The 25792-nt window shown below is 70.7% G+C and carries 23 protein-coding genes; 7 read left to right on the top strand and 16 right to left on the bottom strand.

Features of this window, described 5'->3' with window-relative positions; all coding sequences use genetic code 11:
• Window positions 1-22: 22 nt before the first annotated feature.
• Both ileS and LXN57_RS19110 read right to left on the bottom strand, forming a co-directional pair.
• Window positions 23-3136: an isoleucine--tRNA ligase gene (ileS, locus tag LXN57_RS19115; RefSeq protein ID WP_251799533.1), complete on the bottom strand. Its 3114-nt coding sequence runs from the start codon at window positions 3134-3136 to the stop codon at window positions 23-25.
• A 286-nt stretch (window positions 3137-3422) separates the two neighbouring features.
• On the bottom strand, window positions 3423-4415 hold the full coding sequence (locus tag LXN57_RS19110) for a LacI family DNA-binding transcriptional regulator (protein ID WP_251799532.1): 993 nt from the start codon (window positions 4413-4415) through the stop codon (window positions 3423-3425).
• 99 nt (window positions 4416-4514) lie between these two features.
• Here LXN57_RS19110 and LXN57_RS19105 point away from each other — a divergent pair, with 99 nt between their 5' ends.
• The gene (locus tag LXN57_RS19105; protein ID WP_251799531.1) at window positions 4515-5675 is read left to right on the top strand and encodes a Gfo/Idh/MocA family protein; all 1161 of its coding nucleotides are present in this window, start codon (window positions 4515-4517) and stop codon (window positions 5673-5675) included.
• A gap of 13 nt (window positions 5676-5688) precedes the next feature.
• On the top strand, window positions 5689-6690 hold the full coding sequence (locus tag LXN57_RS19100; RefSeq protein WP_251799530.1) for a sugar phosphate isomerase/epimerase family protein: 1002 nt from the start codon (window positions 5689-5691) through the stop codon (window positions 6688-6690).
• Between the two features lie 13 nt (window positions 6691-6703).
• Here LXN57_RS19100 and LXN57_RS19095 read toward each other — a convergent pair whose 3' ends face one another.
• Window positions 6704-7174 carry a hypothetical protein gene (locus LXN57_RS19095; protein WP_251799529.1) on the bottom strand — a complete coding sequence of 157 codons (471 nt, stop codon included), beginning with the start codon at window positions 7172-7174 and terminating at the stop codon, window positions 6704-6706.
• Window positions 7175-7288: 114 nt separating this feature from the next.
• Here LXN57_RS19095 and LXN57_RS19090 point away from each other — a divergent pair, with 114 nt between their 5' ends.
• The 3 genes from LXN57_RS19090 (at window position 7289) to LXN57_RS19080 (ending at window position 8724) form a co-directional block, all read left to right on the top strand.
• Window positions 7289-7606, top strand: coding sequence for an ArsR/SmtB family transcription factor (locus LXN57_RS19090; protein WP_251799528.1), 318 nt, complete (start codon window positions 7289-7291; stop codon window positions 7604-7606).
• Complete coding sequence (locus LXN57_RS19085; RefSeq protein WP_251799527.1) at window positions 7603-8085, top strand: SRPBCC family protein; 483 nt, start codon at window positions 7603-7605, stop codon at window positions 8083-8085. Before LXN57_RS19090 ends, LXN57_RS19085 begins: the two co-directional genes overlap by 4 nt.
• Before the next feature lie 84 nt (window positions 8086-8169).
• Window positions 8170-8724 carry an AAA family ATPase gene (locus LXN57_RS19080; protein WP_251799526.1) on the top strand — a complete coding sequence of 185 codons (555 nt, stop codon included), beginning with the start codon at window positions 8170-8172 and terminating at the stop codon, window positions 8722-8724.
• Window positions 8725-8809: 85 nt separating this feature from the next.
• Here the strand turns inward: LXN57_RS19080 and LXN57_RS19075 are convergent, their stop codons facing one another.
• The 11 genes from LXN57_RS19075 to iolC all read right to left on the bottom strand — a co-directional run bounded on the left by LXN57_RS19075 (window position 8810) and on the right by iolC (window position 20639).
• A complete protein-coding gene (locus LXN57_RS19075) occupies window positions 8810-9673 on the bottom strand; it encodes a sugar phosphate isomerase/epimerase family protein (protein WP_251799525.1) in 864 nt (287 codons plus the stop codon).
• Window positions 9674-9752: 79 nt separating this feature from the next.
• Window positions 9753-10769: a Gfo/Idh/MocA family protein gene (locus LXN57_RS19070; RefSeq protein ID WP_251799524.1), complete on the bottom strand. Its 1017-nt coding sequence runs from the start codon at window positions 10767-10769 to the stop codon at window positions 9753-9755.
• Between the two features lie 5 nt (window positions 10770-10774).
• The gene (locus tag LXN57_RS19065; RefSeq protein ID WP_251799523.1) at window positions 10775-11590 is read right to left on the bottom strand and encodes an ATP-binding cassette domain-containing protein; all 816 of its coding nucleotides are present in this window, start codon (window positions 11588-11590) and stop codon (window positions 10775-10777) included.
• Window positions 11591-11593: 3 nt separating this feature from the next.
• A complete protein-coding gene (locus LXN57_RS19060) occupies window positions 11594-12661 on the bottom strand; it encodes an ABC transporter permease (RefSeq protein ID WP_251799522.1) in 1068 nt (355 codons plus the stop codon).
• A gap of 13 nt (window positions 12662-12674) precedes the next feature.
• Window positions 12675-13667, bottom strand: a complete 993-nt coding sequence (locus LXN57_RS19055) for a sugar ABC transporter substrate-binding protein (protein ID WP_221381061.1) — start codon at window positions 13665-13667, stop codon at window positions 12675-12677.
• Window positions 13664-14608 (bottom strand): TIM barrel protein, encoded by a 945-nt coding sequence (locus LXN57_RS19050; RefSeq protein WP_251799521.1) that lies wholly within the window; start codon window positions 14606-14608, stop codon window positions 13664-13666. The genes LXN57_RS19055 and LXN57_RS19050 overlap by 4 nt, the downstream gene beginning before the upstream one ends.
• A gap of 12 nt (window positions 14609-14620) precedes the next feature.
• Complete coding sequence (locus tag LXN57_RS19045; protein ID WP_251799520.1) at window positions 14621-16117, bottom strand: CoA-acylating methylmalonate-semialdehyde dehydrogenase; 1497 nt, start codon at window positions 16115-16117, stop codon at window positions 14621-14623.
• Window positions 16118-16125: 8 nt separating this feature from the next.
• A complete protein-coding gene (iolD, locus tag LXN57_RS19040; RefSeq protein WP_251799519.1) occupies window positions 16126-17979 on the bottom strand; it encodes a 3D-(3,5/4)-trihydroxycyclohexane-1,2-dione acylhydrolase (decyclizing) in 1854 nt (617 codons plus the stop codon).
• The gene (gene iolB / locus LXN57_RS19035) at window positions 17976-18866 is read right to left on the bottom strand and encodes a 5-deoxy-glucuronate isomerase (protein ID WP_251799518.1); all 891 of its coding nucleotides are present in this window, start codon (window positions 18864-18866) and stop codon (window positions 17976-17978) included. Before iolB ends, iolD begins: the two co-directional genes overlap by 4 nt.
• Window positions 18863-19720, bottom strand: a complete 858-nt coding sequence (locus LXN57_RS19030) for a Cgl0159 family (beta/alpha)8-fold protein (protein ID WP_251799517.1) — start codon at window positions 19718-19720, stop codon at window positions 18863-18865. The genes iolB and LXN57_RS19030 overlap by 4 nt, the downstream gene beginning before the upstream one ends.
• A complete protein-coding gene (gene iolC / locus LXN57_RS19025; protein ID WP_251799516.1) occupies window positions 19713-20639 on the bottom strand; it encodes a 5-dehydro-2-deoxygluconokinase in 927 nt (308 codons plus the stop codon). The genes LXN57_RS19030 and iolC overlap by 8 nt, the downstream gene beginning before the upstream one ends.
• A gap of 230 nt (window positions 20640-20869) precedes the next feature.
• Here iolC and LXN57_RS19020 point away from each other — a divergent pair, with 230 nt between their 5' ends.
• Together LXN57_RS19020 and LXN57_RS47925 are read left to right on the top strand one after the other, a co-directional pair.
• Window positions 20870-21625, top strand: coding sequence for a GntR family transcriptional regulator (locus tag LXN57_RS19020; RefSeq protein WP_251799515.1), 756 nt, complete (start codon window positions 20870-20872; stop codon window positions 21623-21625).
• 175 nt (window positions 21626-21800) lie between these two features.
• Window positions 21801-23570 carry a serine/threonine-protein kinase gene (locus tag LXN57_RS47925; protein WP_285904639.1) on the top strand — a complete coding sequence of 590 codons (1770 nt, stop codon included), beginning with the start codon at window positions 21801-21803 and terminating at the stop codon, window positions 23568-23570.
• 49 nt (window positions 23571-23619) lie between these two features.
• On the opposite strand, the gene LXN57_RS19010 is transcribed toward LXN57_RS47925, so the two are convergent.
• Both LXN57_RS19010 and LXN57_RS19005 read right to left on the bottom strand, forming a co-directional pair.
• Complete coding sequence (locus LXN57_RS19010; RefSeq protein WP_251799514.1) at window positions 23620-24222, bottom strand: GNAT family N-acetyltransferase; 603 nt, start codon at window positions 24220-24222, stop codon at window positions 23620-23622.
• Window positions 24219-25742 (bottom strand): APC family permease, encoded by a 1524-nt coding sequence (locus LXN57_RS19005; protein ID WP_251799513.1) that lies wholly within the window; start codon window positions 25740-25742, stop codon window positions 24219-24221. The genes LXN57_RS19010 and LXN57_RS19005 overlap by 4 nt, the downstream gene beginning before the upstream one ends.
• Between the last annotated feature and the right edge of the window lie 50 nt (window positions 25743-25792).

Here is a 25792-nt window from a genome sequence, read left to right as displayed (position 1 = left end):
CCGCGCCGGGGCGCCGTCCGGATCAGGCCTTCCGCAGCCAGAACGTCAGGCCGATCGACTCGTCGGTGAACTCGCGGGCGTCGGGCCAGGTCGCCGGCCCGCTCTCGTAGCTCGTGGCCAGCACCTCGTCGGCGACCAGGGTGGCGTGCTCGACCAGGGCCTGCGCCGTCTCGCCCTCGGCGGACCAGCCCAGGTCGATGCGGTCGGAGACCTCGAGGCCGCTCGCCTTGCGGGCCTCCTGGATCTGCCGCACGGCGTCGCGGGCGATGCCGGCCCGTCGCAGCTCCGGCGTGAGCGAGAGGTCGAGCGCCACCGTGCCGCCCGAGTCGGAGGCGACGGCCCAGCCCGCGCGCGGCGTCTCGGTGATCACGACCTCGTCGGGGGTCAGGGTGATCGGCTCGCCGTCGACCACGAGCGACGCCGTTCCCGACGTGCGGAGGGCGTCCTTGAGCTCGGCGGCGTCGGCCGCGGCGATCGCCTGGGCCACGAGTTGCACCTTCTTGCCGAAGCGCCTGCCCAGCGTACGGAAATTGGCCTTGGCCGTCGTGTCGACGAAGGAGCCGGCGACCGGGCCGACCTCGCCCACGTTGAGCTCCGCGGCGATCTCGGCCAGCAGGCCGGGCGGCAGGTCGCCGAAGCCGTTGGCCGAGGCCAGCGCGCGGGACAGCGGCTGGCGCACCTTCATGCCCGACTCGGCCCGCGCCGCCCGGCCCAGCTCGACCAGCCGCCGGACCAGCGCCATCCGCGTCGACAGGACCGGATCGATCAGCGACTCATCGGGCTCGGGGAAGGCCGCGAGGTGCACCGATTCGGCCGCACCGGGATCGACCGGGGTGACCAGGTCGCCCCACACCCGCTCGGTGACGAACGGGGTCAGCGGAGCCATCAGCAACGTGACCGTGCGCAGGGCCTCGTGCAGGGTGGCCAGCGCGGCCGGCTCCCCGCGCCAGAAGCGGCGGCGGCTGCGGCGCACATACCAGTTGGAAAGGTCGTCGACGAACGCGGCGAGCAGCCGGCCCGCCTCCTGGGTGTCGAACGCCGCGTACGCCGTATCGACCTTGCCGACCAGGTCGTTCAGCTCGGACAGCACCCAGCGGTCGAGCAGCGGCCGGTCGGCCGGCGCCGGATCGGAGGCGGACGGCTGCCAGCCCGCAGCCCGGCCGTAGAGGGCCTGGAACGCGACCGTGTTCCAGTACGTCAGCAGGGTCTTGCGCACGACCTCCTGCAGCGTCGTGTGGCCGACCCGTCGCGCCGACCAGGGCGAGCCCACGCAGGCCATGAACCAGCGGACGGCGTCGGCGCCGTGCGTGTCCATCAGCGGGATCGGCTCGAGGATGTTGCCGAGGTGCTTGGACATCTTGCGGCCGTCCTCGGCGAGGATGTGGCCCAGGCAGACGACAGCCTCGTACGACGAACGGTCGAAGACGATGGTGCTGATCGCCATCAGCGTGTAGAACCAGCCGCGGGTCTGGTCGATCGCCTCGGAGATGAACTGCGCGGGGAACCGCCGTTCGAAGAGCTCCTTGTTCTTGTACGGGTAGCCGAACTGGGCGAACGGCATGGACCCCGAGTCGTACCAGGCGTCGATGACCTCGGGGACGCGGGTGGCCGTCCGCTCGCACTGCGGGCAGGCGAAGGTGACCTCGTCGATGTAGGGGCGGTGCGGATCGAGCCCGGACAGGTCGCGACCGGCCTTGTCGCCCAGCTCGGCCAGCGAGCCGATGCAGGTCAGGTGTCCCTCGGCACACCGCCAGATGGGCAGCGGCGTGCCCCAGTAGCGGTTGCGGGACAGCGCCCAGTCGACGTTGTTCTTGAGCCAGTCGCCGTAGCGGCCGTGCTTGACGGTCTCGGGCTGCCAGGTGGTCTGCTCGTTCTCGCGCAGCATCTTTTCCCGTACGGCGGTGGTGCGCACGTACCAGGAGGGCTGGGCGTAGTAGATCAGCGCGGTGTGACAGCGCCAGCAGTGCGGGTACTGGTGCTCGTACGGATCGAGGCGGAACAGCAGGCCGGCGCGCCGCAGCTCCTCGACGAGCGGCTCGTTGGCCGTACGGAAGAAGAGGCCGCCCACCAGCGGAACCTCAGGCTCGAAGGTGCCGTCGCGCCGGATCGGGTTGACCATGGGCAGCCCGTACGCGCGGCAGCTCGCCAGGTCGTCGGCGCCGAACGCCGGCGACTGGTGCACGAGGCCGGTGCCGCTGTCGGTGGTGACGTAGCCGGCCAGGATCACGATGTGCGCGTCGGGCACCTCGACCAGCTCGAACGGCGGGCGGTAGGTCCAGCGCTCCATCTGCTTGCCGGTGAACGACTCGCCGGTCGCCCGCCACTGTTCGCCCAGCACCTGGGCCATGAGCGGCTCGGCCACCACCAGCTGCTCGTTGCCGTCGGTCGCCACCACGTACGTCACGTCGGGGTTGACCGCGACGGCCGTGTTGGACACCAGCGTCCACGGCGTGGTCGTCCAGACCAGCAGCGACGCCTGACCGGCCAGCGGGCCCGAGGTGAGCGGGAAGCGCACGTAGACGGCCGGGTCGACGTCCGTCTCATAGCCCTGCGCGAGCTCGTGGTCGGAGAGCGTCGTCTGGTCGCGCGGGCACCACGGGGCGACCCGGAAGTCCTCGACCAGCAGGCCTTTGTCGAAGATCTGCCGCAGCGACCACCAGACGGACTCGATGTAGTCCGGGTCCATCGTGCGGTAGGCGTCGGCCGTGTCGACCCAGTAGCCCATGCGCTCGGTGAGCTCGGCGAACGCGTCGGTGTGCCGGGTGACGGAGGCCCGGCAGCGGTCGTTGAAGGCGGCGACGCCGTACGCCTCGATGTCCTGCTTGCCGCTGAAGCCGAGCTCCTTCTCGACGGCGAGCTCGACCGGCAGGCCGTGGCAGTCCCAGCCGGCCTTGCGGGCGACGTGGAAGCCCTTCATCGTGCGGTAGCGCGGGAAGACGTCCTTGAAGACGCGGGCCTCGATGTGGTGGGCGCCGGGCATCCCGTTGGCCGTGGGCGGGCCCTCGTAGAAGACCCATTCGGGGCGGCCCGCGGACTGCTCGAGGCTGCGCGCGAAGATCTTCTGTTCCTGCCAGAACCGCAGGACGTCGTGGTCGAGCGCGGGCAGGTCGACCTGCGCGGGCACCGGGCGATACACCTTGTGTTCCTCCGTCGGACGTGTTCCGTCAGCAACAGAGGGACGAGACCTCATCGGCCCCGCGGTACCACCCTCTTTGGCCGTGAAGCCACGGCCCACTCGAAGTGGGTGCGGTCGGTTCTAGTCGGCCGAAGCCTTTCCTCCGACGGCTCCGGGGTGATCTTCCGGCCGCGCACGCCCCCGGGCTTCCACCGTCCCCAGGTCTCTCGTGACTGCGTGCGACCGTACTCGTCCCCATCAGCGCCTCGCTCCGACGATGGTACCGGCACCGGTGCGGCGGCAGCCATCAGGTTTGCGGCGCGGCGGTGCTGCCCCTGACGACCAGGTGCGGCACCAGCACGATCTCGCTCGGGCGCGTACGGCCGTCGTCGAGGCGCGACACGGCGGCGAGCACCGCCTCGCGCGCCTGGGCCGGCGCGTCCTGGTTGACCGACGTCAGATCGATGTGGGCCAGGTGAGCCAGCGTGCTGTCGTCGTAGCCGACCACGGAGACCCGGCCGGGCACGTCGACGCCGGCGCGGACGAACGCGTCCATCAGGCCCACCGCCAGGCGATCGTTGGAAGCCACGACGGCGGTGGGCAGATCGCCCCCGGCGGCCAGCCGGCGGCCGGCGCGCACGCCGCCCTCTTCGGTGTGGTCGCCCGGCAGCACCACGGCGGCCAGCCCGGCCCGGCGCATCGCCCGGCGGTAGCCCCGGCGGCGGGCAGCGGCCACCGCACCCCGCCCGCCGTCGAGGAACGCGATGCGGGTGTGACCGAGACGGATCAGATGGTCGAGGGCGGCGTCGACCCCCACGTCGTCGGCCGGGCGCACCACGTCGACCGCCACGCCCGGAGCCATGCGCCCGACCACCACGCAGGGCACCTGGGCAGCCAGCCGGCCGAGCTCGTCGTCGGGCGCGTCGGGACCGAGCAGGATCAGCGCCTCGCACCGGAAATCGAGCAGGGTCTCGATGGCGCGGGGCTCGTCGTGGCTGCGGGTGAGGGTGGACAGCACGACCTCGTAGCCGGCCCGGTCGGCCTCGACCTGGATCTCTTCGGCCAGCTCGGCGTGGAACGGGTTGCGCACGTCGAGCAGGACGCCCAGCAGGTGGCGCCGGCGGCGGGCGAGCAGGCTGGCCGTGCGGTCGGCCCGATAGCCGAGCTCGGCCGCGGCCGCCAGCACGCGCTCGCGGGTCTCGGAGCTGGGACCGGGCGCGCCGCGCAGCACGAGGGAGACCGAGGCCGGCGAGACGCCGACGCGGGCGGCCACGTCGGACAGTCGCGGTCGCTGATCCACTCTTTCACTCCTCGTGCACACCTTGACACTCAGCGAGATCAACATCGATAGTACAGGAGTCCTTAAAGCGCTTTAAATTCTCGAGCGAGGCAGGCCTTCATGACACTTGGAGTCGCTGTGATCGGCGCCGGCATGGTCGGCCGGGCCCACGCCAACGCCTACCGCCAGGCGGCCACCGTCTTCGGCCTCGACCAGCCCGCTCCCCGCCTGGTCGCCATCGCCGATGTGCACGAGCCGTTCGCCGCCGACGCCGCCGCGCGCTACGGCTACGCCCGCGCCGAGACCGACTGGCGAGCGGTCGTCGAGGCGCCCGACGTCGACGCGGTGAGCGTCGCCGTCGCCAACAGCCTCCACCGCGAGATCACCGAGGCCGCCCTCGCCGCCGGCAAACACGTGCTCTGCGAGAAGCCCCTGGCCCCGAGCGTCGCCGACGGCGCCGCCATGGCCGCCGCGGCCGCCGCCGCTCCCGGCCTGGTCGGCGCGGTCGGCTTCACGTTCCGCCGCTCCCCCGCCCTCAACGCGCTGAAGCACCAGGTCGAGGGCGCGCTGGGCCCGGTGCGCCACTTCGTCGGCAACTACTGGTGCGACTACGGCTTCGACCCGCAGCGCCCGATGAGCTGGCGCTACCAGGGCGGTCCCGGCTCGGGCGTGCTGGCCGACATCGGCAGCCACCTGACCGACCTGGCCGAGTTCTTCTGCGGCCCCACCAGCGGCGTCCAGGGCACCACGATGGCCACGCTGGTCACCGAACGTCCCCGGCCGCTGGGCGTCGCCGTGGGTCACGCGGGCGGCGTCCAGGTGAGCGACGAGCTCGTGCCGGTCGAGAACGAGGACGTCTGCACGTTCACCACCAGCTACGCGGGCGGGGCGGTGGGCACGTTCTCGCTGTCCCGGGTCGCCTTCGGCCACGCCAACACGCTCCGGGTCGACCTGTTCTGCGAACGGGGCACCGCCTCGTTCGACATGACCCGTCCGGCCGAGTTCGGCATCATCGACGCCGCGCCCGAGGTGTCGGTCAACGGCGCCCGCACCGTCCACATCGGCCCATGGCACCCCTACGTCGCGCGCGGCCTCCCCATGGATTTCCCCACCGTCGGCCACGGCCAGAACGACTTCTTCGTCTACCAGGCCCGCGCCTTCCTCGACCAGATCGCCGGCGTCAAGGGCCTGCCGCCCTGCCCCGATCTGGCCCACGGCCTGCACAACCTGCGCGTCCTCGAGGCGGTCGTGTCCGCCACCGGCAAACCCACAACCCTCTGAGGAGACCCCTGCCATGCGCCTCGGTGCCTACACGGCGTGCCTGCACGACCGTTCCCTCGACGAAACGCTGAAGATCCTCGGCGAGCTCGGTCTGACCAGTGCCGAGATCAACACCGGCGGCTTCATCGCCACGCCCCACATCCCCATCGACGACCTGCTGGCCGGCGCCGGCGCCCGCGAGGACTACCTGGGCCGCTACACCCAGGCCGGCATCACACTGACCGGCCTCAACTGCAACGGCAACCCGCTCAACCCCGACCCGCGGGTCGGCCCGAAGCACGCCGACGACCTGCGACGCAGCATCGAGCTGGCCGCCCTGCTCGGCGTCGGGCGGGTGGTCACCATGTCGGGCCTGCCCGGCAGCGACGCGCGCGCCTCCGTGGCCAACTGGGTGGTGAACCCGTGGGACAGCCAGTTCCTCGACGTCCTCGACTACCAGTGGCACGAGGTGGCCGTGCCCTTCTGGCGCGACATCCAGGCCCGCGCGGCCGACGCCGACGTCAAGGTGTGCATCGAGATGCACCCGCAGAACCTGGTCTTCAACCCGCCCACCCTGCTGCGCCTGATCGAACAGACCAACGCCACCCACATCGGCGCCGAGATGGACCCGAGCCATCTGTTCTGGCAGGGCATCGACCCCGTGGCCGCCATCAGGCACCTGGGCGACAGGGTGTTCCACGCCGCCGCCAAAGACACCCGCATCAACGACGACAACGTGCGCCTGTTCGGCGTGCTCGACGACCGTTTCACCCGCACCCCCGCCGACCGGAACCCGCTCAGCCTGGGCGGCGACAACACCCTCAACCAGTGGCCCACCCAGCCGTCCTGGCAGTTCGTGGCCGTCGGCCGCGGCCACGGCGACGACTTCTGGGTGCCCTTCCTGCAAGCCCTGCACGAGGTCGACCCCGACATGGCCGTCAACATCGAACACGAGGACACCGAACTCGACCAGATCGAGGGCCTGCGCCTGGCCACCGAAAACCTCCTCGCCGCCGCCCGGAAGGCCGGCATCTGACGCTCCACCAGGCCTAGTGTTCGAGGGCCGCCCGCGCGGCGTCGAGGAAGGCCAGCCGGGGCGGGTCCAGGCCGTCCCTCAACTCGAGCCCGCTGGGGGCGCCCTCCCAGACCGCGCCGTTCAGCATCAGGAAGTAGGCGCGGGCGGCATCGTGGACGGGTGGCGGGAACAGCAGGCGGATCATCCGCTCGGCCACCCAGAAGCGATTCATCACGTCCTGGGCCAGGGTCGACCACTCATCCCCGTCCTGCCAGTCGCCGGGCCGCGAGAAGGCGCAGCGTTCTGCTTCGGCGGCCACGCCAACAAAGCGCTCCAGCAAGGCGAGCCGTTCTGCCCGGCGTGCCTCCGTGCGGGCTGTCGCCTGCTTGCCCTCCTCGATGCGGGCGGCCATGCGTTGCGTCGTGCGTTGCACCAGATACGACAGTCCGCCACCGAGAGCCACTCCCCCGAGCGACGTGAGAGCCGTCCATGTCTCCACCGCCATGCGGGCATGATCGCCGACCGCCACCGCGCCGTCGACCCCGGTTCGCCGCCACGTCCGAGAATCGCCGAGCAGGGAGGGTTGACGACTCGATCGGTAAGTCGTAGCTTACCGTTCGTGGCCACTTACCAAGAGCCTGACGGGTGGGAGATTCTGGGGGATCCGAGCCGGCGCGCGATCGTGGAATGTCTGGCGGTGCGGCCGCGTGCCGTCGGTGAGCTGGCGGACGAGCTGCCGATCAGCCGACCGGCGGTGTCGCAGCATCTGCGCGTGCTCAAGGACGCGGGGCTCGTCGAGGACGAAGCGGCCGGCACCCGGCGGGTCTATCGGCTCAATCCGGCGGGGGTCTCCGCGCTCCGCGACCAGCTCGACATGTTCTGGCGGCGGGCCCTGGAGGGTTTTCAAGAGATCGTCGAGGACGAGGAGAAGTCATGACCGAGACAACGGACCAGGTGGTGCTGCGGCAGGTCGTCGTGGCGGCGCCGCAGGCCAAGGCGTTCGAGGTGTTCACCGGGCGCTTCAACGAGATCAAGCCGCGCGACCACACCCTGCTGAGCTCGCCCATTGCCGAGACGGTGTTCGAGCGGCGGGTGGGCGGGCGCATCTTCGACCGTGGGGAGGACGGGTCGGAGTTCTCGTGGGCACGGGTGCTGGCCTACGAGCCGCCGGACCGTGTGGTGTTCACCTGGGACATCGGGGTCCAGTGGACGCTCGAGCAGGATCTGGCGAACACGAGCGAGGTCGAGGTCCGGTTCATCGCGGAGAGTCCCGAGCGCACCCGTGTCGAGCTCGAACACCGCCACCTCGACCGGCACGGGCCGGGCTGGGAGTCGCTGAACGAATCGCTGGGCAACGACCAGGGCTGGCCGCTGTACCTGAGCCGCTTCGCCGCCCTGTTCCCGGCCGAAGGCTGACGAACGGCGGAAGGCTGAGGAACGGCCGGGAACGGAGGCCTACGGTGCCTGCGGAAGGGCCGAAGCGGGTGGCAGGATCGCGGCATGGCTGAGCGCATCGTCCTGGTCAACGGGCTGCCCGGGTCGGGCAAGACGACTCTGGCGACGGCGCTGGCGGCCGAGCTGGCGGTGCCGCTCATCTCGAAGGACGCGATCAAGGAGGCGCTGGCGGCGGCCGCGCCGCAGGTTCCGGCCGCCGCCCTCGGGCGCACGGCTTCTGAGCTCATGTGGACACTGGCCGCCGCCATCCCGGGCGGCGTCGTCTTGGAGTCGTGGTGGTTCCGGCCACGCGATCTGACCTTCGTGCGGGACGGTCTGGGCCGGGCGGGCGCCGGCCAGATCGTCGAGGTGTGGTGCGACGTGCCGGGCGAAGTCGCGCGCGAACGGTACGCCCGGCGCGCGCGGCCGGCCTTCTACGAGGACGACCGGCACCTGACCGAGTCCTGGCCGCGCTGGCTCGTCGAGGCCGCGCCGCTCGGCCTCAGCCTGGAGATGCGGGTCCGCACCGACACCGCCGTCGACATCCCCGGCCTGGCCCGCGCCGTGAACCGGTTGCACGAGCTGGTGCGCACGGCAGTGGAAGCTCCCGACAATGCGTAAGCAGCGGCGGGCCGGACGAGACGTGAAGATCGCCGGCCCGGACGGGAGGCCCTCGGCGGCACGGTAGCGCCGGGGGCCTCGTCGCTCAGTGGCCGGCGTGTTTCTCGACGTACTGGTTGATCTGGGTCAGGTTGAAGCGGGCGCTCTCCTCGGCTCGCTCTTCCCAGGCGAAGACGCAGACCGTGGCGATGCCGTCGAAGCCGACCTCGTTCAGCGTCGCGAAGAAGAGGTCCCAGTCGACCTCGCCCTGGCCCATGTCGAGGTGCTGGTGGACGCGGGCCGTGCTGCCGGGCGGGTTGACGATGTAGCGCAGGCCCGACGACGCGCGGAAGTCGAACGAGTCGGCTATGTGGAGCTGGGTCAGCAGCGGGCCGGCGTAGCGGATGATCTCGGCGAGGTTGCCGCCCTGGTGGAACGTGTGCGGGCAGCAATAGAGGAACGAGACCAGCTCGCTGTTGATGCCGCGGATCAGGTTGACCGCCCCGATGCCGTCCTCGAGAAAGTCGTCGGGATGGGGCTCGAGGACCAGGCGTACGCCCTCGCGCTCGAAGATCGGCAGCAGCTCTTCCATCGAGCGCCAGAACTGGGCCTCGCTCTCGGCGGCCAGCGAGGGGCGGCCGTTGAACTCGGAGTTCATGACGTTGACCCCGAGGTCGACGGTGATCTCGATGGCCCGCTTCCAGTAGCGGACCGCCGCCTGCCGCTCGTCCTCGTCGGGGCCGGACCATCGGTAGAGCGGCAGCACCGACGCGACGGTGACCTCGGCGGCGGCGAGCTCCTTGCGGAAGGCTGCCACGCCGGCCTTGTCCACGCGCGGGTGCAGGAAGAACGGCAGGAAGTCGTCGCGCGGCGAGAGCTCGATGTGGCGGTAGCCCAGCTCGGCGACCACGCGCGGCAACTCGAGCAGCGGTGTCCGGCGCAGCATGTACGGGTCGAGAGCGATCTTCATGCCGCCTCATCCCGATCGAGAAGCACGCCAGTCCGATCCAGGAGCACGCCGGTGTGCTGCGGGGAAACGAGAGCCCGGCTCATGCGGCTACCTCCATCCCGTACAGCTTCGGGCGCTCCGCCAGAACCACCGGCACTCGTTCCCCGCTCCGCAGGGCGAGCACCCCGGCGTCGGAAACCACGGCGGCGGCGTACCCGTCCCAAGCGCTCGGGCCCACCGGCCGGCCGCCGGACCGCAGCGCGTCGATCCACTCCTGGAACTCCACGTCGTACGCCGCCAGGAACCGTTCGCGCCAGTCGGCCGGCACCGGGTCGGCGGACAGACCGGCCCGCCGCACGTGCACGGGACTCAGGGAACCCAGGGCGGCCGTCCCCTCCTCTCCCACGATCTCGCCGCGGATGTCGTAGCCGTACCGGATGTTGACCGACGTCTCCACGTCGACCAGCACCCCGGAGGAGAGCTCGAACAGCAGCATCAACGGGTCCTGCAGGTCACCGCCGAGACTGCTGCGGCGCGGCGTCAGCACCCGGACCGCCGTGATCTCGTCGTCGAACATCCAGCGGACCATGTCGATCTCGTGCACCGCGGTGTCGGTGATCGCCATTTCCTTCTCGTAGAAGCCGGGCACGCTCGCGTTGCGGTGGGCACAGTGCATCATCAGCGGCGCCCCGATCTGACCCGTCCCGAGCACCGACTTCAACGCCCGGTACGACGCGTCGTACCGCCGCATGTAACCGACCTGCACGAGCCGGCTGCCGTGGGCCGCCTCCGCCTCGAGGATGCGCAGGCACGCCTCCTGGGTGGTGGCGAGCGGCTTCTCGCAGAAGACCGGCTTGCCCGCCGCGATCGCGGCCAGCACGTACTGCTCGTGGGTGGGCCCCCACGAGCAGACCACGACCGCGTCCACCCCGGATGAAGCGATCAGCTCCTCGCCGGTCGCGAAGACGGTGGCCCCGATGCGCTCGCCAGTTCTAAAGGCAACTGCCGGGTCGACGTCGGCCACGGCCGTCACCCGAACCCCGGCCAGCACCGACGTCATGCGCCGGATGTGGTCCTGCCCGATCATGCCGGTGCCGATGACTCCGACCTGCAGCATCCGCATCACCGCTTCAGTTCGTGGGACAACTCGGTGAGCTCGTCGCCGCCGGCCATCTGCCGGGTCAGCTCGTCCAGGCTGACCTGGCTGCGGTTCTTGTCGAGCGCGGTCGCGCCCAGCTTGAGGATCACGAAGTGGTCGCCGACCAGGTAGGCGTGGTGCGGGTTGTGCGTGATGAAGACGACGCCCAGCCCGGCGTCGCGGGCCGCGGCCACATACTTGAGCACCACGCCCGACTGCTTGACGCCGAGAGCCGCGGTGGGCTCGTCGAGGATCAGCACGCGCGCGCCGAAATACACCGCCCGGGCGATCGCCACGCACTGGCGCTGGCCGCCGGACAGCGTACCGATGGGCTGGTTGATGTCCTTGACGACGATGCCCATCTTGCGCAGCTCGGCGTCGGCGATCTCCTTCATCTTCTTGATCTTCAGTCCGGCCAGCGGGTACTTGCCCGCGGTCAGCTCGGAGCCGAGGAAGAAGTTGCGCCACACCTCCATCAGCGACACCACCGCCAGGTCCTGATAGACGGTGGCGATGCCGTGGGAGAGCGCCTCGCGCGGCGACGAGAAGGAGACCTCCTTGCCGTCGACCCGCAGGCTGCCGTCGTTGTGCGGGTGCAGGCCCGACATGATCTTGATCAGGGTGGACTTGCCGGCGCCGTTGTCGCCGAGCACGCAGGTCACCTCGCCCGCGTTGACACGCAGGTTGATGCCGCGCAGGGCACGGATCGCGCCGTACGACTTGCCGACGTCGGTCATCTCGATGAGCGGCTCGCCACGGTTGAGGTCCCGGTCGGCGTGCGAGGCCAGGGTGTCCGTCATCGCCTAACCCACCTTCCTGGTGGTGGACATCTTCTTGACGTAGAGGTTGACCAGCACCGCGAGCAGCAGCATGACGCCGAGGAAGGCCTTGAACCAGTTCGGGTCCCAGCCCGCGTAGATGATGCCCAGGCTGGTCATGCCGAAGATGAACGCGCCGATCGCGACGCCCACCGCGTTGCCGAAGCCGCCGGTGAGCAGCGTGCCGCCCACCACCGCGGCGATGATGTAGAGGAACTCGTTGCCGACGCCGCCGCCGGCCTGCAGCGTGTTGAACCGGAAGAGCTGGTGCATGCCGACGAACCAGCCCAGGAACGACACCGCCATGAAAAGGCCGATTTTCGTACGGACCACCGGCACCCCGACGGCCCGGGCACTGTCCGGGTTGCCGCCCACCGCGAAGATCCAGTTGCCGACCCGGGCGCGTTGCAGGGTCCAGGCCGCGAGAGCGACGAACAGGATCCACCAGAGCACCGACGTCCAGACGGTCACCGGGCCGACCTTGAAGCTCGACGCGAAGATCTTCCCGAGGGAGTCGAACCCGTCGATGTTGCTGATGTCGGGCGACGACACGGTGCCGGTGACCAGCTTCGTGACGCCGAGGTTGGCCCCCTGCAACACGAAGAACGTGCCCAGGGTGATCAGGAAGCTGGGGATGCCGGTCCGCATCACCAGGTAGCCGTTGAGGAAGCCGATCAGCAGGCAGAAGACCAGCGACAGCGCCGCGCCGAGCCACAGGTTCACCCCGTAGTACCAGCAGAACATCGAGGCGAACAGGCCGGCCGTGTAGACGATGACGCCGGCCGACAGGTCGAACTCGCCGCCGATCATCAGCAGGCCGACGCCGACCGCGACGATGCCGATCACCGAGGCCTGATAGAGCACGGTGAAGAACGACTCGGCGGAGCGGAACGACGGCGCGAGGGCCAGGAAGAAGATGAAGATGATGATCGCCGCGACCAGGGCGCCGATCTCGGGCCGGGCCATCAGACGGCTGGCCAGCCCGGGCCGGACACGGCCGGGCGGTTCGGATGAGGGAGCGGGCGCCGGCGCCGCCTCGACTGTCTGACTCATGACGACACCCCCGTCAGCGTGTGTTGTTCTTGGTGAACGGAATGATCTTGTCGATGTTCTCGCTGTCGACGAAGGACGGGCCGGTCAGCACCGCCTTGCCACCGCCGATGTCGTTGCCGTTCTTGAGGTTCAGGTAGAGCGACGTGACGGCCATGTAGCCCTGGACGTACGGCTGCTGGTCGATCGAGAACAGGATGTTGCCGTTCTTGATCTCCGTCGCGGCCTGCTCGTTGAGGTCGAAGGTGACCAGCTTGGCCTCGCTGCCGGCCTGCTCCTTGGCCTTGATCGCGTCGAGCGCCTGCGGGGCGCCGAGCGTGACGATGGCGTCGATCGACTTGTCCTGCGCGAGCTTGGCCTGCAGGGTCGAGGTCACGGCGGCGTCGTCGGCCCCGTTGACCTGGATGTTCTCGGTGCCGGCGACGGCCGACTTCACGCCCGCGCACCGCGCCTCGAGCGCCACCGAACCGGTCTGCTGAATCACGCAGAGCGGGTGCTTGGCGCCCTGCTGGGCGAGCCGCTGACCGGCGGTCGTGCCGGCGAGGGTCTCGTCCGAGCCGAAGTACATCAGCGCGCCCAGCTTCTGGTACTGGTCGAGGCCGGAGTTGAAGCCCACCACCGGGATGCCCGCGTCGGTCGCCGCCTTGACCGAGCCGGCCAGCGCGTCCGGGGTGACCAGCGTGGTGGCGATGCCGTTCACCTTGGAGTCGACCGCGTTCTGGATCAGCACGGCCTGCTTGGGCGCCTCGGGGTCGTTCGAGTACTTGAGGGTGACGCCCGTGTCCTTCGCGGCCTGGTTCGCGCCGTTCTTGACCTTGTCCCAGAACGTGTCGCCGGGCGTCTCGTGCGTGATGAAGGCGATCGTGTAGCCCGAGCTCCCGGCCGCGTTGCCGCCGCCGGCGTCGGTATCTTCCTCTTTCGCGCGGCCGCCACCGCTGCATGCCGTGGCGGCGACCAGCACCGCCGCCGACGCGGCGAGTATCCGGAAGGTGCGTGTCCGAACGGTCATATCTTCTCTCCTGTGGCTGGACGGGGATCGGCGGCGGCCCGGGAGTGGAGGCCGACGGAGTTCAGGTAGGTGCGGGTGCGCTGCGCGATCGGCAGCGGCACGTCGAACTCGACCGGGTACATGTCCTGCTCGACGACGACGAACAGCTCCGCGTCGAGTTCGCTCAGCGCGCCGAGGACGGCGGGAATGTCGGGCTCGCCGGCCGGGGGTTCGACGCTCGCGCCCTGGGCCACGGCCCGGCCGAACGCCAGGTCCTCCTTGACCGCGCGCTCGGCGATCACGGGGTCCATCTGCTTGATGTGCACGTAGCCGATGCGGTCGGGGTAGGCCCGGATGATGCCCGGCACGTCGGCCCGGCGGTAGGCCAGATGTCCGGTGTCGAGGCAGAGCGACACGTACCGGGGATCGGTGTCCTGCAGGAAGCGCTCGGTCTGCGTCTGCGTCTCGACCTGGTAGTCCGCGTGCGGGTGGAAGCGCATGTGGACGCCGTACTCCTCGAGGAGCACGCGGCCGAGCGTGTTGCTGTTGCCGACGAGCGCGCGCCACGCGTCCGGTTCGAGCTCGGCCGGCTCGAGGTAGGCGTTGGTCACGTCGTCGCGGTAGCCCGGCACCGGCACGAACACCACGTTCTTCCCGCCGACCGCGGCCGTCAGCTCGGCGACCTTCCGTGTCTCGGCGAGCACCGTGTCGAAGTCCTTGTGCGGCCCGCCCGCGCCGGCCACCGTGCCCCCGGCCACGGACAGGCCGCGGGCGGCCAGCTCGTCGGTCAGCTGGGCCGGATCCGTGGGCAGATAGCCGTACGGCCCGAGCTCCAGCCACGAGTAGCCCGAGGCCACCATCTCGTCGAGGAAGCGGTTCCAGGGCGTCTGCCGGGGGTCGTCGGCGAACCAGACACCCCACGAGTCGGGGCAGCTGCCCAGTTGCAGGTGACGAATCTCCATTAGCAGGACCAATCAGCTCGCGGTGGGGAATTGCAGGGACGCGTCGTACGCGTGGGAGACGTGCGGCCACCGGGAGGTGACGACCTTGGCGCGGGTGTAGAACGAGACGCCCTCGGGCCCGTGCACGTGCTTGTCGCCGAACAGCGAGTCCTTCCAGCCGCCGAAGGAGTAGTAGGCCATCGGCACCGGGACGGGCACGTTGATGCCGATCATCCCGACCTTGACGCCCCGCTGGAACCGGCGCGCCGCCTCGCCGCTGCTGGTGAAGATCGCGGTCCCGTTCCCGTACGGATTGCTGTTGATCAGCTCGATGGCCGCGTCCACGGTGTCGGTCCGCACGACCGAGAGCACCGGCCCGAAGATCTCCTCCCGGTAGACCTCCATCGACGGTTCCACCTGGTCGATGACGGTCGGCCCGACGAAGAAGCCGTCCTCGAAGCCGGGCACGGTCAGCCCGCGTCCGTCGACCGTGACCTTCGCCCCTTCCCGTTCACCGCTGTCGATCAGGCCCTCGATGCGCTGCTTGGCCGCCGCCGTGACGACCGGGCCCATCTCGCTCGCCGCGTCCCGGCCGTTGCCGACCACCACCTCGCCCGCCTTGCGGTTGACCAGGTCGACCAGCGCGTCGCCGGCGCCCCCGACGGCCACCGCGGCCGAGATCGCCATGCACCGCTCCCCCGCCGACCCGAACGCCGCCGCGGCCAGGTGACCCGCCGCGAACTCGAGGTCGGCGTCGGGCAGGATGATGGCGTGGTTCTTGGCGCCGCCCAGCGCCTGCACCCGCTTGCCGTGCGCGTTGCCCTGCTCGTAGATGTAGCGGGCGATCGGCGTGGAGCCCACAAAGGACACCGCGGCCACGTCCGGGTGGTGCAGCAGCGCGTCGACGGCTGACTTGTCGCCGTGCACGACGTTGAACACGCCGTCCGGCAGTCCGGCCTCCTTCAGCAGCCCGGCCACGTAGTTCGAGGCCGACGGGTCGCGCTCGCTCGGCTTGAGCACGAACGTGTTGCCGCAGGCGATGGCGACCGGGTACATCCACATCGGCACCATGGCCGGGAAGTTGAACGGCGTGATGCCCACGCACACCCCGAGCGGCTCGCGGAAGCTGAACACGTCCACGCCGGTCGACGCCTGGTCGCTGTACTCGCCCTTGAGCAGTTGCGGGATGCCGCAGGCGAACTCGATCACCTCGAGGCCGCGCTGCACCTCGCCCGCCGCATCCGAGAGCACCTTGCCGTGCTCGTCCGAAATGATCTCGGCGAGCTCCTTGACCCGGGCGTTGACCAGCTCGCGGAAGTTGAACATGACCTTCGTACGCCGGCTGAGCGAGGCCTGGCCCCAGCTCTCGAACGCCGCACGGGCCGCGCCCACGGCGGCCTCCACGTCGGCCGAGGTGGCGAGCACGACGTCGTGCTGCTGCCGGCCGGTGGCCGGGTTGAAGACGGGACCGGTCCGGTTGCCGGAGCCGGCGGTGAACTCGCCGCCGATCCAGTGCTCGATGGTTGCCATGACAGTCCTTACAGATAGGGGCGTTGGAGACGCTTGGCGGCCTCGTACGCCGCGTGCGCCTCCTGAGTCGAAGACAGAGCGGACACCTGCGGCACCGGCACGTCCCACCACGATTCGGAGGACGGCACCGGGGCCAGGGGGTCGGTCTCGATGTGCACGACGGTGAGGCGGTCGGCCTCCCGCGCGCGTTTCAGGCCGTCGGCCAGGTCGGCGATCGTGCGGCAGCGGATGACGGTCGCGCCGAGGCTCTCGGCGTTGGCGGCCAGGTCGACGGGCAGGTGGGCGCCGTCGTAGTCGCCGTTGGCGCTGCGGTAGCGGTAGCTGGTACCGAAGCGCTGCGAGCCCAGCGACTCCGAGAGCGCGCCGATCGAGGCGAACCCGTGGTTCTGGATCAGGACGACGACGAGCTTGATGCCCTCGGCGACGGCGGTGACGATCTCCTGCGCCATCATCAGGTACGAGCCGTCGCCGACCATCGCGAAGACCTCGCGGCTCGGGTCGGCCAGCTTGATGCCGAGCGCGCCGGCGATCTCGAAGCCCATGCACGAGAAGCCGTACTCGACGTGATACTGCTTCGGGTCCCGCGCCCGCCACAGCATCTGCAGGTCGCCCGGCAGGCTCCCGGCCGCCTGCACCACGACGTCGCGTGCTCCGCACGCCTCGTTCACGGCCCCGATCACCTCGGTCTGGGCGGGCAGGGGTCCATGTCCCAGGTGGTACGCGTGGTCGACGGTGGCCTGCCACGTCACGACATCAGCCTCGAAGTCCGTCTCGAAGCGCCGGCCGTCGAGCGCCGCGAGCAGCGCCGACAGGCCGGACCGGGCGTCGGCCACGATCGGGTACGCCGACTCCTTGGCGGCGTCGAACGCGGCCACGTTGATGTTGATGAACGCGACGTCCGGATGCTGGAACGCCGTACGCGAAGCAGTGGTGAAGTCGCTGTAGCGCGTGCCGACGCCGATGATCACGTCGGCGTCGCGGGCCAGGCGGTTGGCCACCGGGGTGCCGGTCGAGCCGACGCCGCCCACCGAGTTCGGGTGGTCCCAGCTCAGGGCGCCCTTGCCGGCCTGGGTGTCGGCCACCGGGATGCCGGTCGCGCGGGCGAACTGGTCGAGCTCGCCCGTGGCCTCGGAGTACACGGCGCCGCCGCCTGCGATGATCAACGGTCGGCGGGCGCTTCTGAGCACGGCCGCCGCGCGCGAGACGAAGGCCGGCTCGGCCAACGGGCGCGCCACGTGCCAGACGCGCCTGTCGAACAGGGCGTCCGGGAAGTCGTACGCCTCGGCCTGAAGATCCTGCGGCAGGCAGACGGTGACCGCGCCGGTCTCGGCCGGGTCGGTCAGCACCCGCATCGCGCCCAGCAAGGCCGACGGCAGCTGCTCGGGGCGCCACACGCGATCGAAGAAGCGGGACAGCGGACGGAACGCGTCGTTGACCGAGACGTCGTAGCCGCCCGGATCCTCCAGCTCCTGCAGCACGGGCGAGGCGGCGCGGGTGGCGAAGATGTCGGACGGCAGCAGCAGCACGGGCAGCCGGTTGACCGTCGCCAGGGCGGCGCCCGTCAGCATGTTCGTCGAGCCGGGCCCGATCGAGGCCGTGCACGCGTAGGTCGACAGGCGGTTGCTCATCCGCGCGAAACCGGCCGCGGTGTGCACCATCGCCTGCTCGTTGCGGGCCAGCCGGTACGGCAGGTCGGCCTCGCCGGTGCGCTGGGCCTGCAACAGTGCCTGACCGAGGCCGGCCACGTTGCCGTGCCCGAAGATGCCCAGGCAGCCCGCGACCGCCCGGCGCTCGACGCCGTCCCGCTCGGTCCACTGGTTGGCCAGGAACCGCACCACGGCCTGACCGACGGTGAGTCTCACGAACGCGTCCTCTCGTTGCGGGAAGTCAGCGGCAGTCGCGGGTCCACGGGCACGCCGTTCCAGGAGGCCCGCACCCAGCCGTGCGCCGGGTCATCCCGTACGAGCCATTCGCGTTCGCCGGGACCGGCCATCACGTTGAGGTAGTAGAGGTCGTAGCCGGGCGCGGCCATCGAGGGGCCGTGCCAGCCGTACGGGATGAGCACGACGTCGCCCGTACGCACCTCGGCGCACACCTCGATCGGGCGGTCGGCATGCCCGTACACCCGCTGGTAGGCGCTGCCCGCGGTGCCCGACGGCGCGGCGGCGACCTCGAAGTAGTAGATCTCCTCCAGCGCGGACTCGCGCTCGCCCTGCTCGTCGTGCTTGTGCGGCGGATAGGACGACCAGTTGCCGCCCGGCGTCAGCACCTCGCAGGCGATCAGCCGGTCGGCCTCGAACCGCTCCGGCGTGCAGAAGTTGTTGACCTGCCGGCTGGCCTGCCCGGCCCCGCGCAGCTCGACCGCGACGTCCTCGGCCGCGCCGTAGCGGAACGGCAACCGCCGGGTCGCGCGCGCGGCGGGCAGCGCGAACCGCCCGCCGTTGGGCGCCCGCACGGTGACGGTGGAGTCGCGCGGCAGATAGGCGAAGTCGGTCACCCGGGTGAAGACCGAGCGCCGGCCGGTGAGCGTCATCCGCTCGTCGTCGCAGGTCACGTCGCAGCCGCCGGAGAGCGGCAGCACCAGCATCTCGTCGTCGCCGGTCGTGAACCTCGCGCGCGAACCCACCGCCAGGTCGAGGATGCGCAGCCCGCTGTAGCTCCAGCCGGCGTTCTCGGGCGTCACCACCACGTCGAACGGCCTCTCGGCGGTGCTGCCGTGCGGCATGACCGGGTTGACTCGGGTGCTCACAGCAGGCTCACCGCCCGGTCGACCGCGTCCGTCACGGAGCCGCTCGCCGGGTAGAGCAGGGAACGGCCGATCACCAACCCCTGCACGGTCGGCAGGTCGAGAGCCTTCCGCCATTCCGCGTACGCGGCCTCGCCCTCCCCGCCGAGGATGAGCGCCGGCAGCGTCGTCGACGCCATGACCTTGTCCATCTCGCGGACGACCGGCACCTTGAGCCACGTGTAGGCCGAGGTCGTGCCCAGCCCGGCCGCGACCGTCATCGCGCGGATCATCGCCTCGGCCGTCAGCTCGTTGCGGACCCGGCCGTCGACGCGGTGCGAGATGAACGGCTCGACCATCGCCATCCGCCGCCGGGCGGCCAGTTCGCTGACCGCCGCGCCGCACGACTGGAGCGTCGCCACGGTGCCGGCGTCGTCCGGGTCGATGCGCAGCAACATCTTGCCGCCCTCGAAACCGGCCGTGGCGATGCTCTCGGCGTCGTACGCGGTGAACCGGTCGTCGATCTCGAACGACGTGCCGGCCAGCCCGCCCCGGTTCATCGAGCCGATCACGACCTTCTCGTCCAGGGCACCCAGCAGCAGCAGGTCCTCCAGGATGTCGGGGGTGCCGAGGACGCCGTTGACGCCCGGCCGGGCCAGCGCCGTGCGGATGCGGTCGAGCAGATCGACCCGGTTGGCCATGGCCAGGGGGTCGTCGCCGGCGCGCAGGGCGCCGCGGGCCGGGTGGTCGGCAGCGATGATCATCAGCTTGCCGTGCGGCCCGAACAGGTTCGTCGGCCGGCGCCGGGCCGACGCGGCGGCGGCGATGGCGGCCGGGCGGCGGGTGCGGATGTCGAGGAGGTCGTCGAGGTCAGGCATGCTTGGCCTCCCCTAGCAGGTCGCGGACTTCGGTCTCGGTCGGCATGGCGTCGGCGCACGACAGTCGTGAGGCGACGATGGCGCCGGCGGCGTTGGCGAAACGCATCGTCGTCTCGAGCTCCCAGCCGGCGAGCAAGCCGTGGCAGAGGGCTCCGCCGAAGGCGTCCCCCGCCCCCAGGCCGTTGACGACCTCGACGGGAACCGGCGGGACCTCGACCTGGGTGGTGGTGTCGGAGGCCAGGACGCCGGCCGGGCCCTGCTTGATCACCGCCAGCTCGATGCCGGCGTCGTGCAGCGCCGCGGCTGCCTCTTTCGGATGGCGCTGATCGACCGCCGTGTTCGCCTCGTCCAGGTTGCCCACGGCGACCGTCGCGTACGGCAGCGCCTGGGCGTACCAGTAGCGGGCCTCCTCGCGGGACTGCCAGAACATCGGGCGGTAGTCGAGATCGAAGACGGTGATGCCGGACTTGTTGCGATGCCGGAGGGCGTTCAGGGTGGCCGTGCGCGACGGCTCCTGGGACAAGCCGGTGCCGGTGACCCAGAAGATGCCGGCGTCGTGGATCGCGTCGTAGTCCAGTTCCGACGGGTGGATCTCGAGGTCGGGCGCCTTGGGGAACCGGTAGAAGTAGAGCGGGAAGTCGTCCGGCGGGAAGATCTCGCAGAACGTCACCGGCGTCGGCAGGCTGTCGACCGCGGTGACGTAGCGGTCGTCGACCCCGAAGCCGCGCAGCGCGTCGTGCAGGAACTCGCCGAACGGGTCGTCCCCGGTCCGCGTGATCACCGCGGACCGCCGGCCGTAACTCGCCGCGGCCACGGCGACGTTGGCGGCGCTGCCGCCGAGGAACTTGGCAAAGGTGCGAACCTCCCGCAACGAGGCGCCGATCTGCTGCGGGTACAGGTCGACGCCTATGCGTCCCATTGTCAATACCTCGTCGCCGGGCATGCGTCAGCCTCCGGACCGTGTCTCGTTGGCGCGATGGGGGCACGCTGCCGCGTACCCGATGCCGTGCTCGTTACGGCGCAGTGAAAAGAGGGTGATAGCCGCCGGTAGTCACTGGGCGACTCTAGGTTTGCTGCCTTCGATGTAATAACTTGGAGCCGCGTACGTCAATACTTTGTCATGACAAACTCCAGGAGCGAGGATTCGCGGTGGCGTCCGAACTGCAGGGTCGCGTCCGTCCGCTCGAGGTGGACCGGACCAGTCCCGTACCTCTGTATTTCCAGGTCGCGACGCGGCTGCAAGAGTTGATCGAGAAGGGCGAGATCGGCGTCGGCGCCCGCATCGAGAACGAGGTCGACCTGGCCGAACGTCTCGGCGTCTCGCGCCCCACCACCCGCCGCGCCATCCAATATCTCGTCGAGCGGGGCATGCTGATCCGCAAGCGCGGCGTCGGCACCCAGGTGGTCCACCCCAAGGTCCGCCGCCCGGTCGAACTCTCCAGCCTCTACGACGACCTGGTAGCCGGCGACCGGGCGCCTCGCACCGAGGTGCTGCGCCTCGAGGTGCTGCCCGCCCCCGACCCGATCGCCAACGCGCTCGAGATCGCCCCCGGCACCGACGTCACCTGGATCGAACGCCTGCGCTACGCCGGCGGCGAGCCCCTGGCCCTGATGCACAACGCCATCCCGCTCGACGTCCTGCCGCTGACCCGCGACGACCTGGCCGCCCACGGCCTCTACGAACTGCTGCGCCGCAACGGCCTGACCCCCCGCATAGCCACCCAGGTGATCGGCGCCCGCTCAGCCACCCCCGCCGAGGCCCGGACCCTGGACGAGAAGCGCGGCGCCTCCCTGCTGACGATGACCCGCACCGCCTGGGACGCCGGCGGCCGCGCCCTCGAGTACGGCAGCCACGTCTACCGGGCCAGCCGCTACAGCTTCGAACTCAACCTGAGCGCGGGCTGACGCCGAGGTCATTGAGGGGTGAACGAACCACGCCGGGACGTGGTGACGGGCGGGCAGCCGGAGTCGCTTCCAGTGAGAGAACGGGCGGCCCGGTGTTGCTTGTGGAGGAATCGATCGGGACCATCGGCGGCGCGATTCGGGTCAAACAGTCCCCATAGGAAGGTTTCGACTTCACGTGCAGTCTTTCCCCTCCATGACCGGCAGCCCGCCCGGCGAGGCCGCCACCGCCGACCTCAGTGGGCGTTGCGTCGGCAACTCGTACGTCCTGGTCTGCCCGGTCGGGCACGGCGCCACCGGCACGGTGTGGCGCGGCATCGATCGGAGCACCGGCGCCGACGTGGCGATCAAGCTGTTGCACGAAGGGCTGCTGCGCCAGCCGAAGCTGGTCATCCGCTTCGTGCAGGAGCGGACGATCCTGATGATGATGCGGCACGAGAACATCGTCGGCGTGCGGGACCTGTTCAGCGCCGGCGGCTCGCTCGCGCTGGTCATGGATTACGTCGCCGGTGGCAGCCTGCGGACCCACCTGCGCGCCGAGGGCACCCTCGCGCCGGCCGACGCCGCCGACCTGCTCGCCCAGGTGGCCGCCGCGCTGGCCCAGGCGCACGAGCTCGGCGTCGTCCACCGGGACGTCAAGCCCGACAACATCCTGCTGCAGCAGAACGACGGCCGCCTCGAGGTGCGCCTCACCGACTTCGGCATCGCCCGCGTGCTCGACACGGCCGGCCTCACCACCCCGCAGGCCATCGTCGGCACGCCGCACTACATGGCCCCGGAGGCGATCCAGGGCGAGGCCGTGCCCGCGTCCGACGTGTACTCGGCCGGCATCGTCCTCTTCGAACTTCTGACCGGCGCTCCCCCGTACGCCGGGGAGCCGCTCGCCGTCCTGCGGGGTCACCTCGACGAGACGCCGCAACGCCCGGACGGCGTGCCCGAGCCCGTGTGGGACCTGATCGCCTGGTGCCTGGCCAAGGACCCGGAGCAGCGCCCCACCACCGCCGAGCTGGGGGCCGAGCTGCGGGAGCTGGCCCGCGCGACCGCCGGGGTTCCGGCCCTGCCCGCCCCCGGCGACGCCACCGTGGTCACCGGCGCCACCGCGCAGTTCGGCCTGCGGGCGGTGCCCCATCCGTCCGTACGCCCGGTCTCGTCCCGCAAGCGCCCGCGTAACGGGCCGAAGTCGTGGATGTGGCGGCGCCCGTGGGCGATGGCGGCCGTGCTCGCCGGCACCGTGGCGCTCTCCGGGGTGGGTGGCTTCAACGCGTGGCACCTGCTCGACTCGGGTGACTCCCCGGCCGCCGCCTCGCCGCACACGTCGGCGTTGCCGAGCGGTGGGAGCACAGCCGGCGCCGGCCCCCGGTCCGGCGTCTCGGCGCCACCGCTGACGGCCGCGCCGCCGAGTGTGCCGGGAGGGCTCTCGCTTCCGGCGGCCGGACCGCCTGGCCTGCCGGGTGGGCCGGTCGAACCGGGAACGGGTGAGGGCGCGGGTGCGGGCCGTCCGGCCGGGCCCACGGCTGGCGCGGGGGTCTCGGCCGGGCCGGTCGGTGTGGGCGCGTCGGCGGGGCCGGGCGGCGGCCGGGTCGAGGCCAAGTTCGGGCCGTGGCGCTGCGGCGACCAGTACGAGTGGGATCTCGGCCATCCCGTGCTGGCGCGCCCGTGCCATGCGGTGGGCGGGGCTGTCCGGGTGGTCGGCCAGATGGAGGCCATGCCGGGGCTCCAGCTCGACATCTCGCTGACCCTGCGGGACGCCGCCGGGGACGAGGTGGTCGCCGGCCCGCACACCTGCAAGGGTCTGATGTTCACGGACTTCGCGCTCAAGCACAGCTGCGGCCCGGTCGACTTCCGGCCGCCGCGCGGGCGTGAGCTGGTGCTGGTGCAGACGTGGGAGTACACGCAACGACCGCTGATCCCGGGCGGCAAGGCCCGCGGACCCGTGTTCCAGTGGTGAGGGGGCGCGACCGGACGATGGCCGCGCCCCCTGCTGCCGTGCCCGGGAGCTAGACGGAGCGCCACATCCGGAAGAAGGGCGTGCCGTCGGGAAGCAGCATCTCGAACGGGTCCATGTCGGCGTAGCCGCTACGACGGTAGAGGCGCACGTTGTTCTCGTTCGTCGCCTCCAGGTACGCCGGCACCCCGGCCGCCTCGAGCTCGCTGTGCACCGTGTGCATCAGCTCGCCGCCGAGACCGTGGTGCTGGTGGTCGGGGTGGACGGCCAGGAACGCCAGGTGCCAGTGCGCCTGGTGCGGGTGGTGCTTCTCGAAGAGCTGGTCGAGCGCGATGAACCGGTCGATGTAGCCGCCCGCCAGGGCCCGCAGCCTCTCGTCGTACGCCTCCGGGTCCGGCGATTCCTTCGTGTAGTCGAACCACACGCCGGTCGCGGCCAGTCCGCTGCCGTCGGGCAGGTCGACGACGTCGACCCGGCCGTACTTCTGGGCGTGCTCGGTGAGCAGCGTGAAGAAGTCGGCCATCACCTTCAGGCGGTCCTCGACCGACGGAACGAGGTAGGCGTTCGCGTCCAGGTCGAAGAACGAGTGGCTGATCAGGTGCCCGACGGCAGGGATCTCCTCGTCACGGGCGGGGCGGATCGGAGGGAACGTCACTGGTGGCCCTTCTGGTCGTCGGTGGCGGAGAGCGCGGCGGTGAAGCCACCGGTGCCGGCGGCGGTGGAGCTGCGGGCGCCCAGGCCGATGCCGGCGTAGACCTGCGGGCGGCTGCCGCGCAGGATCAGGGCCCAGGCGATGCCGGCGAGCAGCAGGACGGCGAAGGCGAGCGGCACGACCCAGGTCGGCTTGCTGCCGGGTTCGACACCGAACAGCGTGGCGATGTTGCTCAGCGCCAGGTACGACATGATCACCAGCAGGATGGAGCCGAGCACCGGAGCGCCGAGGCGGTGCCAGAAGTCCTCGCCCTGGGGGTTCCGCACGAAGTAGCCGATGACCGCGAACGACGTCAGGGTGATCAGCAGCAGCACCCCGATGCCGCCACCGCTGCCGCCCCAGAAGAACAGGTTGACCAGCGGGTCCCAGCCGGCGACGGCGTAGACGACGATGACGAGCAGGCCGAGGGCGCTCTGCACGAGCGAGCCGTTCTTGGGCGCGCCGGTGCCGGGCACGGTGCGGCCGAACGTGCGGGGCAGCACACCTTCGCGGCCCAGCGAGAACATGTACCGGGCGATGATGTTGTGGAACGAGATCATCGCGGCGATCAGCGAGGTCAGGAACAGCGCGTAGCCGAGGTCGACCGCCCGTCCGCCGAGCTGGTCCGAGGCGACGTTGAAGAACAGGTCGGGACCCTCGGCGCCGGCCCGGCCGACGACGTCGTCCCCGGCCGCCGAGATCATCGACCAGGCCGCGAAGCCGTAGAGCACGGCGATGAGGGCGATGGCGATGTAGGTGGCCCGGGGCACCGTGCGGCGCGGGTCGCGGGACTCCTCGCTGAACACCACGGACTGTTCGAAGCCTACGAAGCCGGTGATCGCCATGGCCAGCAGGGCGCCCGAGCCGGCGCCGACCAGGCTGCCCGCGTCGATCGGGGCGGACGACGGCGTGAAGCTCGGCGAGAACAGGTCGGCGAAGCTGAACGCGACGACGACGACGATCTCGGCCACCAGCAGGGTGGCCAGCACCTTGCCGTTCACGGCCACGTCGCGTACGCCCAGGACAGCGGTCAGCGCCCAGACCACCAGGGCCAGGATCCACCACTGGATGTCCAACCCGAACCACTTGTCGAACAGCGGCGACGCGATGGCGCCGAAGCCACCGTACGCCGCGATCTGGAACATGTTGTAGGCCAGCAGCGCCACCCAGGACGCGCCGACGCCCAGCGGGCGGCCGATTCCCCGCGAGACGTACGCGTAGAAGGCGCCCGCGTTGGCGATGTGCCGGGCCATGGCCACGTACCCGACGGCGAAGATCGCGAGGACGACGGCCACGGCCACGAACGCGATCGAGATGCTGGTCAGGCCCGTGACGGCGATGCCGGTGGGCACGACACCGGCCACCACGGTGAGCGGGGCGGCAGCGGACATGACGAAGAAGACCACCGCGGCGACGCCGAGCCGGTCCTTGGCCAGCGCTGTCGACAGCTGGCTCTGCGGGGGTTTTGTTGCGGTCGAAGACACACCGATCTCCAGATAGGGGGTTGAGAAGGGGGTAGGGGTGGTGCGGGTGC

The sequence above is a fragment of the Paractinoplanes hotanensis genome, assembly GCF_023717965.1.
Taxonomy (GTDB): domain Bacteria; phylum Actinomycetota; class Actinomycetes; order Mycobacteriales; family Micromonosporaceae; genus Actinoplanes; species Actinoplanes polyasparticus.
The sequence above is the reverse complement of the archived record's forward strand: the minus strand, read 5'-3'. Positions and strand labels throughout refer to the sequence as shown.